At 70.9% G+C, this 13,148-nt stretch carries 12 protein-coding genes; 6 read left to right on the forward strand and 6 right to left on the reverse strand.

What is annotated here, in order from left to right; all coding sequences use genetic code 11:
- Nucleotides 1-3: 3 nt before the first annotated feature.
- Together K7854_RS18225 and K7854_RS18230 are read right to left on the reverse strand one after the other, a co-directional pair.
- Nucleotides 4-1,251 carry an ABC transporter substrate-binding protein gene (locus K7854_RS18225; protein WP_226027587.1) on the reverse strand — a complete coding sequence of 416 codons (1,248 nt, stop codon included), beginning with the start codon at nucleotides 1,249-1,251 and terminating at the stop codon, nucleotides 4-6.
- Nucleotides 1,252-1,306: 55 nt separating this feature from the next.
- Nucleotides 1,307-2,842, reverse strand: a complete 1,536-nt coding sequence (locus K7854_RS18230; protein ID WP_226027588.1) for a gamma-aminobutyraldehyde dehydrogenase — start codon at nucleotides 2,840-2,842, stop codon at nucleotides 1,307-1,309.
- 202 nt (nucleotides 2,843-3,044) lie between these two features.
- Between K7854_RS18230 and ybiA the strand changes: the two genes are divergently transcribed.
- Nucleotides 3,045-3,638 carry a riboflavin biosynthesis intermediates N-glycosidase gene (gene ybiA / locus K7854_RS18235; RefSeq protein WP_226027589.1) on the forward strand — a complete coding sequence of 198 codons (594 nt, stop codon included), beginning with the start codon at nucleotides 3,045-3,047 and terminating at the stop codon, nucleotides 3,636-3,638.
- Nucleotides 3,639-3,717: 79 nt separating this feature from the next.
- Here the strand turns inward: ybiA and K7854_RS18240 are convergent, their stop codons facing one another.
- Together K7854_RS18240 and K7854_RS18245 are read right to left on the reverse strand one after the other, a co-directional pair.
- Complete coding sequence (locus K7854_RS18240) at nucleotides 3,718-4,167, reverse strand: DUF4190 domain-containing protein (RefSeq protein ID WP_226027590.1); 450 nt, start codon at nucleotides 4,165-4,167, stop codon at nucleotides 3,718-3,720.
- A 58-nt stretch (nucleotides 4,168-4,225) separates the two neighbouring features.
- Nucleotides 4,226-4,915 carry a DUF4190 domain-containing protein gene (locus K7854_RS18245; protein ID WP_226027591.1) on the reverse strand — a complete coding sequence of 230 codons (690 nt, stop codon included), beginning with the start codon at nucleotides 4,913-4,915 and terminating at the stop codon, nucleotides 4,226-4,228.
- A gap of 157 nt (nucleotides 4,916-5,072) precedes the next feature.
- On the opposite strand from K7854_RS18245, the gene K7854_RS18250 reads away from it, so the two are divergent.
- The 3 genes from K7854_RS18250 to K7854_RS18260 all read left to right on the forward strand — a co-directional run bounded on the left by K7854_RS18250 (nucleotide 5,073) and on the right by K7854_RS18260 (nucleotide 8,180).
- Complete coding sequence (locus K7854_RS18250; RefSeq protein ID WP_226027592.1) at nucleotides 5,073-6,134, forward strand: adenosine deaminase; 1,062 nt, start codon at nucleotides 5,073-5,075, stop codon at nucleotides 6,132-6,134.
- A gap of 14 nt (nucleotides 6,135-6,148) precedes the next feature.
- A complete protein-coding gene (locus K7854_RS18255; protein ID WP_226027593.1) occupies nucleotides 6,149-6,865 on the forward strand; it encodes a glycerophosphodiester phosphodiesterase in 717 nt (238 codons plus the stop codon).
- Nucleotides 6,866-7,019: 154 nt separating this feature from the next.
- Nucleotides 7,020-8,180, forward strand: a complete 1,161-nt coding sequence (locus K7854_RS18260; protein ID WP_226027594.1) for a serine hydrolase domain-containing protein — start codon at nucleotides 7,020-7,022, stop codon at nucleotides 8,178-8,180.
- Between the two features lie 15 nt (nucleotides 8,181-8,195).
- Here the strand turns inward: K7854_RS18260 and K7854_RS18265 are convergent, their stop codons facing one another.
- Nucleotides 8,196-9,395: a polyamine ABC transporter substrate-binding protein gene (locus K7854_RS18265; RefSeq protein ID WP_226027595.1), complete on the reverse strand. Its 1,200-nt coding sequence runs from the start codon at nucleotides 9,393-9,395 to the stop codon at nucleotides 8,196-8,198.
- 166 nt (nucleotides 9,396-9,561) lie between these two features.
- Complete coding sequence (locus K7854_RS18270) at nucleotides 9,562-11,001, reverse strand: gamma-aminobutyraldehyde dehydrogenase (protein WP_226027596.1); 1,440 nt, start codon at nucleotides 10,999-11,001, stop codon at nucleotides 9,562-9,564.
- Between the two features lie 165 nt (nucleotides 11,002-11,166).
- On the opposite strand from K7854_RS18270, the gene K7854_RS18275 reads away from it, so the two are divergent.
- Nucleotides 11,167-11,682, forward strand: coding sequence for an Lrp/AsnC family transcriptional regulator (locus K7854_RS18275; protein ID WP_007444925.1), 516 nt, complete (start codon nucleotides 11,167-11,169; stop codon nucleotides 11,680-11,682).
- A gap of 2 nt (nucleotides 11,683-11,684) precedes the next feature.
- Nucleotides 11,685-13,058 (forward strand): aspartate aminotransferase family protein, encoded by a 1,374-nt coding sequence (locus K7854_RS18280; protein ID WP_226027597.1) that lies wholly within the window; start codon nucleotides 11,685-11,687, stop codon nucleotides 13,056-13,058.
- Nucleotides 13,059-13,148: the final 90 nt, after the last annotated feature.

Consider the following 13,148-nt stretch of genomic DNA (forward strand, 5'->3'; position numbering starts at 1 on the left):
TCGTCACGCCCCGGTGAGCTTCGCGAACTTCTCTTCGTATGCGGTCTCTTCCTTCGAACTCAGGGAGCGGAAGGAGTGCGACTTGGCCTGCATGGCCTTGTCGGGAATGATCAGCGGGTTGTTCGCCGCGTCCTCGTCGATCTTCGCCAGGTCGTCCTTCACGCCGTCGACGGGGCAGACGAAGTTGATGTAGGCGGCGAGTTCCGCGGCCGGGCCCGGCTCGTAGTAGTAGTCGATGAGCCGTTCGGCGTTCGTCTTGTGCCGCGCCTTGTTGGGGATCAGCATGTTGTCGCTCGACGTGACGTAGCCGCTGTCCGGGATGACGAAGTCGATGTCCGGGTTGTCCGCCTTGAGCTGGACCACGTCTCCGGCCCAGGCCAGGCAGGCCGCGAAGTCGCCCTTGCTGAGGTCGGACGTGTAGTCGTTGCCGGTGAAGCGGCGTATCTGGCCGCGGTCGACGCCCTTCTGGAGCCGGGCGATCCCCGCGTCGTAGTCGTCGTCGGTGAAGCGGGCCGGGTCCTTGCCCATGTCCAGCAGGGTCATGCCCATGGTGTCGCGCATCTCGGTGAGGAAGCCGACCCGCCCCTTGAGCTTCGGGTTGTCGAGCAGGTCGGAGACGGTCTTCACCTCGATGCCGTCCAGGGCCTTCTTGTTGTAGGCGATGACGGCGGAGATGCCCTGCCAGGGGTAGGAGTAGGCACGGCCGGGGTCCCAGTCGGGGGTGCGGAACTGGGGCGACAGGTTGGCGAAGGCGTGCGGCAGGTTGGCCGGGTCCAGTTTCTGGACCCAGCCGAGGCGGATCAGGCGGGCGGCCAGCCAGTCGGTGAGGACGATGATGTCCCGGCCGGTCTCCTGGCCCGCGGCCAGCTGCGGCTGGATCTTGCCGAAGAATTCGCTGTTGTCGTTGATGTCCTCGGTGTACGTGACCTTGATGCCGGTGCGCTTGGTGAACGCCTCCAGCGTGGGGTGGCGCCGGCCGCTCTCGTCGACGTCCATGTACTCGGTCCAGTTGGAGAAGCGGACCTCCTTCTCCTCCTTCGAGTGGTCCTCGGCGGAGACGCCGCCCTCGGTCTTCCCGGCGGCCGGGATGCCGCAGCCGCTCAACAGGCCGAGTCCGCCGACCGCGAGTGCGCCGCCCGTGGAGGCGCGCAGCAGCGAACGGCGGGTGAGGGCGGCCCTGCCGCTCCTGAGACTGCGCCGCATGGCGGCCACTTGGGCCGGGGACAGGCGGTCTGGCTCGTACTGCTCCATGCGCGTGGTTGCCCTTTCGGGTGGGTCGGCCGTGGTCGGCGGCCTCTCGTCGTGACTATCGGTCCCCGAAGACGGTGCGGTGCCAGTCCTTGGCCGCCACCGCGGTGTTGTCGAACATGACGTGCTTGACCTGCGTGTACTCCTCGAAGGAGTAGGCGGACATGTCCTTGCCGAAGCCGGACGCCCGGTACCCGCCGTGCGGCATCTCGCTGATGATCGGGATGTGGTCGTTGACCCATACGCAGCCCGCCTTGATCTCGCGGGTGGCGCGGTTCGCCCGGTACACGTCCCGGCTCCAGGCGGAGGCGGCGAGCCCGTACGGCGTGTCGTTGGCCAGCCGGATGCCCTCGTCGTCGGTGTCGAAGGGCAGCACGACCAGGACCGGGCCGAAGATCTCGGACTGGACGACCTCGCTGTCCTGCGCCGCGTCCGCGATCAGGGTGGGCCGGTAGTAGGCGCCGTCCTTGAGGTCGCCCTGCGGTGCCTCGCCGCCGCACACCACGCGCGCGTAGGCGCGGGCCCGGTCGACGAAGGCGGCGACGCGGTCCCGCTGCACGTGGCTGACCAGCGGGCCGAGGTCGGTGCCCGGACCGAAGGGGTCGCCGACGCGGACGGTGTCCATGAGGGCGGCGGTCTGCTCGACGAACGCCTCGTACAGGGGCCGCTGCACGTACGCGCGCGTGGCGGCCGTGCAGTCCTGGCCGGTGTTGATGAGCGCGCCGGCGACCGCGCCGTGGACGGCGGCGTCCAGGTCGGCGTCGTCGAAGACCAGGAAGGGCGCCTTGCCGCCCAGCTCCAGGTGCAGGCGCTTGACGGTGGCGGTGGCGACCTCGGCGACGCGCTTGCCGACCGCGGTGGACCCGGTGAAGGAGGTCATGGCGACGTCGGGGTGGGCGACGAGGTGCTCGCCGGCCTCCCGTCCGGTGCCGCTGACGATGTTGATCACGCCGTCGGGGATACCGGCCTCGGTCGCCGCCTGGGCGAACATCAGGGAGGTGAGCGGGGTGATCTCGGCGGGCTTCAGCACGATGGTGTTGCCCGCGGCGATCGCCGGGAGGATCTTCCAGGCGGCCATCTGGAGGGGGTAGTTCCAGGGCGCGATCGAGCCGACGACGCCGATCGGCTCGCGGCGGACGTACGAGGTGTGGTCGCCGGAGTACTCGCCGGCCGACTGGCCCTGGAGATGCCGGGCGGCACCGGCGAAGAAGGCCGCGTTGTCGACCGTGCCCGGCACGTCGAACTCCCGCGTCAGCTTCAGCGGCTTGCCGCACTGCAGGGACTCCGCGCGGGCGAAGTCCTCGGCGCGCTCGGCGAGCACGGCGGCGAAGCGGTGCAGGGCGTCGGAGCGCTCGCCCGGGGTGGCGCCGGCCCAGCCGGGGAACGCCTCCCGCGCGGCAGCGACGGCCGCGTCGACGTCGTCGGGACCGGCCAGCTCGTAGGTGAGGACCTCCTCACCGGTCGCCGGGTCGACGACGGTGTGCGTGCGTCCGGAGGTGCCCTTCGTGAGACGGCCCGCGATGTACTGGGCCCCGTCCGCGAAGCGGTCCTGGGCCGGGAATCGGTCCGGGGTGGCGTTGCCCGGGTTGTGCATGTCGGCTCTCCTCGGTCTCCCCGTGGCGGGGGCCGGCGTGGCTCAGGCTCGATGTGAGTGCCGATCCTGACAGAGCACTAGGCCTCCAACAAGTGATTCCGTTGTTGCCATTTGGTTACGCGACGGAATCTGTCGACCAGGTGTCGAGTCGCCGCGGAAAAGGACGGACGGAGTGTCAGTGGCGCGTGCCACACTCGCATGCATGGACAAGATCACGGGGGCGGAGCAGAGGGCAGTGGAGGGCATCGACAGCAGGGAGGCGCTGGTCGCGCGGGTCCGGGCGGGCGAGCGGATCAAGTACCTGTGCTTCTGGGGGCACCGGCCGCGGCCGGACGGCAGGCTCGGGCAGAGCTGCCTGAGCCAGTGGTGGCCGTCGCCGTTCACGGTGGCCGGGGTGGAGTACCGGACGGCCGAGCACTGGATGATGGCGGGCAAGGCCCGGCTCTTCGCGGACCCGGAGGCCGAACGGCGGGTGCTGGCGGCCGCTCATCCCGCCGAGGCGAAGAAGGCGGGCCGGCTGGTGCGGGGTTTCGACGAGGCGGTGTGGGAGCGGGAGCGGTTCCGGATCGTGGTGGAGGGCAGCGTCCACAAGTTCGCCTCGGACCCGGCGCTGCGGGCGTTCCTGCTGGACACGGGCGGCAGAGTGCTGGTGGAGGCCAGCCCCGTGGACCGGGTGTGGGGCATCGGTCTGGCCGCGGACGACGAGGCGGCGACGGACCCGGAGCGCTGGCGGGGGCCGAATCTGCTGGGCTTCGCACTGATGGCGGCCCGGGAGCGGCTGCGCGCGGACGGCTGAGGGGGCGGCCCCGGGCCGCCCCCGCACGGCGCCTTGCCGCCCCCTTACGGTGCCTTGCCGCCCCCTTACGGTGCCTGGCTCAGGCGACGCTCATCAGGCTCGCGAAGGCGAGGAAGCCGAGCAGCGGCAGGATCACGGTGGCCGTGATGCCGAGCACGAGACCGGCGGTCGCGGAGCCCTTGTTGGTGGCCTCGCCCCGGGTGGCCTTTCCACGGCCGATCGCGCCGAAGATGATCCCGAGGATGCCCAGGATGACGCCGAAGAACCAGAGGAAGAAGGTCAGGCTGCACACCACGCCGATGATGCCCAGCACCAGTCCCGTCGTGCCCATGCCGTTGCTCGGCTGCATCGGCATGCCGTAGCCGGGCGCCTGCGGGTAGCCCACCGGCGGCGCGGCCGGGTAGGACGGCCCCTGGTTCGGATAGCCGTACCCGGGCGCGGACTGCGGGTACGCGTAGCCCCCCGCGGGCGGCTGGCCCGGCTGCGGCGGCGGCCCGTAGTCCCCGGGTCCGGGATTGGAGTACGACATGAACTGCTCTCCCCTCGTTGGAGCTTGACATCGTAGAGGCAACGCTGCGGGGAGGAGATCAGCTTTCCACGGTCACGGAGACCGGCGCGGGGCGCGGGGCGCCGTAGTAGGGGTCGTCGTAGTCCGAGTCCTCGTTGATCGCCGCGGTGATCCCGACGGCGATCAGCACGATCACGGCGACACCGAGGACGATGCCGATGATGCCCATGACGAACCCGGCCTGCGCCTGCCCGTGGTTGGTGGCCAGGCCGCTCTCCGCCTTCCGGCGGCCCTTGATCCCGAAGACCACGGCGAGGATGCCGAGCACCAGGGACACCACGCCGTACAGGCAGAACAGGGCGCAGGCGAGGATGCCCAGCACCATCGACGCGGTGCCGAGCCCGTTCTGCGGGGGCATGTGCATGCCCGGCCAGCCGTAGCCCTGGCCGTACCCGGGGTAGCCGTACCCGCCCGGGACACCGGCGCCGCCGGGCGCGAGGGGCGGCGGGGGCACCGCGGGGTCGGGGCCGGTGAACCCGGCGCCGGGCATGGACGTCACCGTGGCCTGGTCGTGCACGCCGGGCGGCGGCTGCCAGGGGGGCGGCGGTTCCGAGGCGGGCGGCCGGGGCGGCTCCTGCGGCACCTGCGGCTGCCCGGCACCAGCACCGGCACCGGTGGTGCCCTTGTGCAGGGACGGCCCGCTCTCCGGGGGCGCCCAAGGGTCCTTGTCGCCGGAGGATGCCCCGTCCGGTCTCGTCGCGTCCGTCATCGTCCTGTCCCCCCGGGTCGTTCGTGCCCGCCATGCTACGGTCCCGGGCCGCCGGGCGTGAGACCGGCCTACGATGATCCCCGAACGACCGATCAGCCGATCACCCGCGCCCCGCCGCCGCGCCGCGGCCCGGGGCGCCGCCCCCTGGGGAGGAACCTTGACCGAGCACCTCGTCGACCCCGACGTCCCGCGCGACCTGCACGCCTTCATCGCCGGACTGCCGAAGGCCGAACTGCACGTCCACCACGTCGGCTCCGCCTCCCCGCGCATCGTCTCCGAACTGGCCGCGCGCCACCCCGACTCCAAGGTCCCCTCCGACCCCGAGGCACTGGTCGACTACTTCACGTTCACGGACTTCGCGCACTTCATCGACGTGTACCTGTCCGTGGTCGACCTGATCCGCACCCCGGAGGACGTGCGGCTGCTGACCTACGAGGTGGCCCGGGACATGGCCCGGCAGCAGGTGCGGTACGCCGAGCTGACCATCACGCCGTTCTCCTCCACCCGGCGCGGGATCGACGAGGGCGCCTTCATGGACGCGATCGAGGACGCCCGCAAGGCCGCGGAGGCCGAGTTCGGGACCGTACTGCGCTGGTGCTTCGACATCCCCGGGGAGGCGGGTCTGGAGTCCGCCGAGGAGACGGCGCGGCTCGCCACGGACGACCGGCTGCGTCCGGAGGGCCTGGTCTCCTTCGGGCTCGGCGGCCCCGAGATCGGGGTGGCCCGCCCGCAGTTCAAGCCGTACTTCGACCGGGCGATCGCCGCGGGCCTGCACTCGGTGCCGCACGCGGGCGAGACGACCGGCCCGCAGACCGTGTGGGACGCCCTCACCGAGCTGCGCGCCGAACGCATCGGGCACGGCACCAGCTCCGCCCAGGACCCGAAGCTCCTCGCCCACCTCGCCGAGCGGCGCATCCCGCTGGAGGTGTGCCCGACCTCCAACATCGCCACCCGTGCGGTGCGCACCCTGGACGAGCACCCGATCAAGGAGTTCAGCCGCGCCGGCGTCCTGGTCACCATCAACTCCGACGACCCGCCGATGTTCGGCACCGACCTCAACAACGAGTACGCGGTCGCCGCCCGGCTCCTCGGCCTCGACGAGCGCGGTCTCGCCGACCTCGCCAAGAACGGGGTCGAGGCCTCCTTCCTCGACGCGCCGGGCAAGGCCCGGATCGCCGACGAGATCGACACGTACACCGCGAACTGGCTCGCCTCCTGAGAGTTGCCGCCCCCATGGACACCCCGCGCCGCCCCCTGACCGCCGTCGCCCACCGCGGCGATCCCTACCGGCACCGCGAGAACACCGTCGCCTCGCTGCGTTCCGCCCTGGACCGCGGCGCGGACGCGGTCGAGACCGACGTACGCCTCACCCGGGACGGCGTGCCGGTGCTGCTGCACGACGAGACGCTGAAGCGGCTGTGGCAGCACGACCGGCCGCTGCGCTCCCTGTCGGCCGAGGAGGTGCGGGGGCTGACGGCGGGCCGGGTGCCGACGCTGGCGGAGGCGCTGGCGGCCACGGACGGCAGCCGGCTGATGCTGGACCTGCCGGGCGGTCCGGGCGAGCGGGCGGTACGGCGCATCGTGGACGTGGTCCGCGAGTGCGGGGCGCGGGACCGCGTCTACTACACCGCGGGTGCCGCCGCCATGCTCGCGGTGCGGGCCGCCGACCCCGCCGCCGAGATCGCCATGACCTGGACGACGGCGGCCCCGCCCCGGCCCGCGCTGCTGGCGGCGGTCCGGCCGCGGTGGCTCAACTACCGCTTCGGCCTGGTGGACCGGGCCCTGGCCGACCGCGTGCACGCCGACGGACTGCTGCTGTCGGTGTGGACCCCGGACACCCGCCGCACCATGCGCCGGTTGCGCTCCCTGGGCGTCGACTCGATCACCACCAACCGCATCGACGTGCTGTGCGCGCTGCGCGACGGGACCCGAGCCGCTCCGGTCCCGTAAGGGACGACCCGCACAACTCCCAGTCTCGGTGGGGGCGTTCCCCGAGACCGGCTCGGGGGCGGGCACCCTACTCGCCGACGATCCGCCGCGGGGTGCGGCGCACGAGGATGATCACGGTCCTTCCGCCGCAACCCCTCTTCACATGGAGCAGTCGATGCGTGCCCGTACCCGTGCAGTTCTCACCGCCTCGGTCGTCCTCGCCCTGGCCGCCGGCCCGCTGGCGGCCCCCGCCGTCGCCGCGCCGCCCGCCACGGCCTCCCGCTCGGCCGATCAGCGGGGACCGGCCGAGGAGGCGTTGCGCGCCGCCATTGCCGGACTGCCGAACCAGTACGCCACCGCCGCACTCGTGCGGGTCGGCACCCCCGGAGGCGACTGGCACGGCAGCGCGGGGGTGCGCGACCTGACCAGTGGCCGGCCGGCCCACCCGGACGCCCGCTTCCGGGCCGGTTCGATCACGAAGGTCGTCACCGCCGCCACCGTCCTGCGCCTCGCCGCGCAGAACGAGATCGACCTGGACGCGCCCGTCCAGGGCTACCTCCCCGACCTGTTCACACCGGAATTCGAGCAGCCGATCAGCGTCCGCCACCTGCTGAACCACACCAGCGGCATCAAGCCGGGCGACGGTCTCGGCGACGACTTCGCGGAGCTGTACGCCCACCGTTACGAGACCCTGACCCCGCAGCAGGTCGCGGCGTCGGCGATCGCCAAGGGACCGGAGGACTTCGTCCCGGGGACGCAACAGCAGTACCTGAACATCAACTACACGATCCTCGGCCTGCTGATCGAGAAGGTCACGGGACGCTCGTACGCCTCGGAGGCCACGCGTCTCGTCCTGCGCCCGGCCGGCCTGCACCACACGTACTTCCCGGGCACCGACCCCCGCATCCGGGGCCCGCACAACCGCGGCTACCAGACGGTGGAGCGGCCGGACGGCACGACGGACCTGGTCGACGTGACCGAGTGGAACCAGGCGGACCGCTGGGCGGCGGGCGACATGATCTCCACCACCGCCGATCTGGAGCGGCTGCTCACGAAGCTGTTCCGGGGGAAGATCGTGCCGCAGCCCGAGCTGGAGGAGATGTTCACGACTCCGGCGGGCGTCCCGGGCGCGACCATGAGCGCCGGGCTGGAGTACCAGGAGGCCGACGGCCAGGTCTTCTGGGGCAAGTCCGGGGGCCGCTACGGGTACAGCGCCTTCATCGGCGGCACCCGCGACCTGAGTCGCACCCTGGTCTACTCGGTCAACGCCACCGACGCCAAGGGCACCGAGCGCAATCCGGTCACCGACGCGATCACCGCGGCCGCGCTGCAGTAGTCCCCGATCAGTGCGCTACACGCCCACGATCCCGTTCCACCGCTTCGCGAACTCCGCCCGCTCCCCCGCCGAGATGTCCCGCGCGATGGCGAGCCGTTTGCGCATCGCGGCGTCCGGGAAGATCAGCGGGTCCTCGGCCAGGGCGGCGGTCTCCTCGTCGTCGGAGGAGGCGAGCACGTCCTGGGCGGCGGGGACCGGGCAGACGTAGTTGACCCAGGCGGCCAGTTCGGCGGCGACCTCGGGCCGGTAGTAGTAGTCGATCAGCCGCTCGGCGTTGGCCTTGTGCCGGGCCAGGTTGGGGATCATCAGGGACTCCGCCCACAGCTCGGCGCCCTCCTCCGGGACGACGAACTCGATGTCCGGGTCGTCCGCCTGGAGCTGGATCACGTCGCCCGAGTAGGCCTGGCAGGCGAGGACGTCGCCGCTGGAGAGGTCCTTGATGTAGTCGTTGCCGGTGAAGCGGCGGATCTGGCCCTTGGCGACCTGCTTCTCCACCTGGTCGCAGATCAGGTGGAAGTCGTCCGTCTGCCAGTCGGTGATGTCCACGCCGTTGCCCTGCATCAGCAGCGCGAAGGCCTCGTCCATGCCCGACAGCAGGGTGACCCGGCCCTTGAGGTCGGCCGCCCACAGGTCGGACACGTGCCGGATCTCCCGGCCCAGCCTGCGCCGGTTGTAGGCGATCCCGGTGATGCCGGACTGCCACGGCACGGTGAACTTCCGGCCGGGGTCGAAGGCGGGGGAACGCAGCAGCGGGTCCAGGTACCGGGTGACGTTCGGCTGGCGGGAGCGGTCCATCTCCTGCACCCAGCCCAGCCGCACGAACCGCCCGCACATCCAGTCGCTGATGACGATCAGGTCGCGGTCGGTGGGCTGGTGGTTCATCAGGGACGGGCTGATCTTGCCGAAGAACTCGTCGTTGTCGTTGATCTCCTCGATGTAGTCGACGGAGATGCCCGTCTCCTTCTCGAAGGCCTCCAGCGTGGGCCGCCGGCTCGGGTGCTCGTCGTCGGTGTCGATGTACAGCGGCCAGTTGGCCCAGCTGAGCCGTGGCTCGGCGGCGGACCGGTCGGTCGCGGCCCGGTCGCCGGGCGCGACGTACGCGGCGGGGACACCGCAGCCGGCCAGGGTGCCGAGCGCACCGAGGGCGGCGGAACCGCCCAGGCCGCGCAGCAGGGTACGGCGGGAGAGCGAGGGCGTCTTCGGGAGCAGGGGCATGGCCGCAGGATGCCGTGCCCGCGCTCACCCGGACAATCGACGCTGCGTCGAGCGGGTCCGGCTAGGCCCGACACCCTGTCGACCGGGGCCGGTTCGCGCTCCCCGGACGCCGTGCGGCCCCGGACGGGGTGTCCCGCCCGGGGCCGCACCGGTGGAACCGGGTCCGTCACGCGTCCAGCGACGTCATCACGTGCTTGATCCGTGTGTAGTCCTCGAAGCCGTAGCCCGACAGGTCCTTGCCGTAGCCGGACTTCTTGAAGCCGCCGTGCGGCATCTCGGCGACCAGCGGGATGTGGGTGTTGATCCACACGCAGCCGAAGTCCAGCTTCTTGGACATCCGCATCGCGCGGCCGTGGTCCTTGGTCCACACCGAGGAGGCCAGCGCGTACTCCACGCCGTTGGCCCACTCGACGGCCTGGTCCTCGTCGCGGAAGGACTGGACGGTGATGACCGGGCCGAAGACCTCCTGCTGGATGATCTCGTCGTCCTGCTTGAGGCCGGAGACGACGGTCGGGGCGTAGAAGTAGCCCTTGTCGCCGACCCGGTGGCCGCCCGCCTCGACCTTGGCGTGCGCGGGCAGCCGCTCGATGAACCCGGAGACCTGCTTGAGCTGGTTCGGGTTGTTGAGCGGGCCGTAGAGCACGTCCTCGTCGTCCGGCTGACCGGTCTTGATCTCGGACGCGGCCTTGGCGAGCGCGCTGACGAACTCGTCGTGGACCGACTCGTGCACGAGCACACGGGTGGCCGCCGTGCAGTCCTGCCCGGCGTTGAAGTAGCCCGCCTCCGAGATGCCCTCGACGGCCTTGGGGATGTCGGTGTCCTCGAAGACCACGACCGGGGCCTTGCCGCCCAGCTCCAGGTGGACCCGCTTGAGGTCCTTGGAGGCCGACTCGGCGACCGCCATGCCGGCCCGCACGGAGCCGGTGATGGAGGCCATCGCCGGGGTCTCGTGCTCGACCATCAGGCGGCCGGTGTCGCGGTCGCCGCAGACGACGTTGAAGACGCCCTTGGGCACGATCGAGCCGATGATGTCGGCCATCAGGGCCGTGGAGGCGGGGGTGGTGTCCGAGGGCTTGAGGACGACCGTGTTGCCCGCGGCGAGTGCCGGGGCGAACTTCCACACGGCCATCATCATCGGGTAGTTCCACGGCGCGACCTGCGCGCAGACACCGATGGGCTCGCGGCGCACGAAGGAGGTCAGCCCCTCCATGTACTCGCCGGCGCCGCGGCCCTCCAGCATCCGCGCCGCGCCCGCGAAGAAGCGGATCTGGTCGACCATCGGCGGGATCTCCTCGGAGCGGGTCAGCCCGATCGGCTTGCCCGTGTTCTCCACCTCGGCCGCGATCAGTTCCTCGGCCCGCTCCTCGAACGCGTCCGCGATCTTCAGCAGGGCCTTCTGCCGCTCGGCCGGGACCAGGTCCCGCCAGGCCGGGAAGGCCGCCGCGGCGGCCGCCATGGCGGCGTCCACGTCCGCCTGCCCGGACAGGGGGGCGGTCGCGTACGCCTCGCCCGTGGCGGGGTTGACCACTTCCGTGGTCCGTCCGTCGGCGGCGTCCCGGAACTCACCGTCGATGTAATTGCGCAGACGACGCAGCTCGGTGCTCACTGCCGGCCCTCCAAGTTCGGGTGTCCAGTAACTGAGACACCCACCCTAGACGGAGTCCCGACGTTTTCAACACCCCCGCTCCCCTCCACGTTGCGATATCCGCAGCTTCGGGCTACCCAGACAACGAATTTCATCGATCCGGCCTTGCGAAACTGTCGATACGTCGTGCACAGTGAAGCCGTGGCCAGTCGAAGCGCAGACCAGAAGGACTCCCGCGAGTCCAGGAACGGCGGTCCCCAGTTGGACGCCGTCTCCCTCGCCATCATCGAGCAGCTCCAGGAGGACGGCCGCCGGCCGTACGCCGCCATCGGCAAGGCCGTGGGCCTGTCGGAGGCGGCCGTGCGCCAGCGCGTCCAGAAGCTGCTCGACCAGGGTGTGATGCAGATCGTCGCCGTGACCGACCCGCTCACCGTGGGCTTCCGGCGCCAGGCGATGGTCGGCGTCAACGTGGAGGGCGACGTGGAGTCGGTGGCCGAGGCGCTGTCGGCCATGTCCGAGTGCGAGTACGTGGTGATGACCGCGGGCTCCTTCGACCTGATGGTGGAGGTCGTCTGCGAGGACGACGACCACCTCCTGGAGGTCATCAACCGACGCATCCGGGCCGTCCCCGGCGTGCGCTCCACCGAGAGCTTCGTCTACCTCAAGCTCAAGAAGCAGACCTATATGTGGGGAACCCGATAATCGTGAGCACCGACAGCCCCAAGGACCTCAGCAAGGCCGCCTACGACCACCTGTGGATGCACTTCACCCGCATGTCGTCGTACGAGAACGCCCCCGTCCCCACCATCGTCCGCGGTGAGGGCACCCACATCTACGACGACAAGGGCAAGCGCTACCTCGACGGCCTCGCCGGCCTCTTCGTGGTCCAGGCCGGACACGGCCGCCAGGAGCTGGCGGAGACCGCCTCGAAGCAGGCGCAGGAGCTGGCCTTCTTCCCGGTGTGGTCCTACGCCCACCCCAAGGCCGTCGAGCTGGCCGAGCGCCTGGCCGACGAGGCTCCCGGCGACCTCAACAAGGTCTTCTTCACCACCGGCGGCGGCGAGGCGGTGGAGACCGCCTGGAAGCTCGCCAAGCAGTACTTCAAGCTGACCGGCAAGCCCACCAAGTACAAGGTGATCTCCCGCGCGGTGGCCTACCACGGCACCCCGCAGGGCGCCCTGTCCATCACCGGCCTGCCGGGCCTGAAGGCCCCCTTCGAGCCGCTGGTGCCGGGCGCGCACAAGGTGCCGAACACCAACATCTACCGCGCCCCGCTGTTCGGCGACGACCCCGAGGCCTTCGGCCGCTGGGCCGCCGACCAGATCGAGCAGCAGATCCTCTTCGAGGGCCCGGACACGGTCGCGGCCGTCTTCCTGGAGCCGGTGCAGAACGCGGGCGGCTGCTTCCCGCCCCCGCCCGGCTACTTCCAGCGGGTGCGCGAGATCTGCGACCAGTACGACGTGCTGCTCGTCTCCGACGAGGTCATCTGCGCCTTCGGCCGCCTCGGCACCACCTTCGCCTGCGACAAGTTCGGCTACGTGCCGGACATGATCACCTGCGCCAAGGGCATGACCTCGGGCTACTCCCCGATCGGTGCCTGCATCATCTCCGACCGCCTGGCCGAGCCGTTCTACAAGGGCGACAACACCTTCCTGCACGGCTACACCTTCGGCGGCCACCCGGTCTCCGCCGCGGTCGGCATCGCCAACCTCGACCTGTTCGAGCGCGAGGGCCTGAACCAGCACGTGCTCGACAACGAGGGCGCCTTCCGCGCCACCCTGGAGAAGCTGCACGACCTGCCGATCGTCGGCGACGTCCGCGGCAACGGCTTCTTCTACGGCATCGAGCTGGTCAAGGACAAGGCCACCAAGGAGTCCTTCAACGAGGAGGAGACCGAGCGGGTCCTGTACGGCTTCCTCTCCAAGAAGCTCTTCGAGAACGGCCTGTACTGCCGTGCCGACGACCGCGGCGACCCGGTCATCCAGCTCGCCCCGCCGCTGATCTCCAACCAGGAGACCTTCGACGAGATCGAGCAGATCCTGCGTGCCACGCTGACGGAGGCGTGGACGAAGCTCTGATCATCCTTTGAGAGGATCATCACCGGCCCCGGAGCGGTCCGTTCGAGTGAGAACGGCGGCCCGGGGCCGCGTGCTGTCCGGCTTCCTCCA

Source organism: Streptomyces hyderabadensis (assembly GCF_020404845.1).
Taxonomy (GTDB): Bacteria; Actinomycetota; Actinomycetes; order Streptomycetales; family Streptomycetaceae; genus Streptomyces; species Streptomyces hyderabadensis.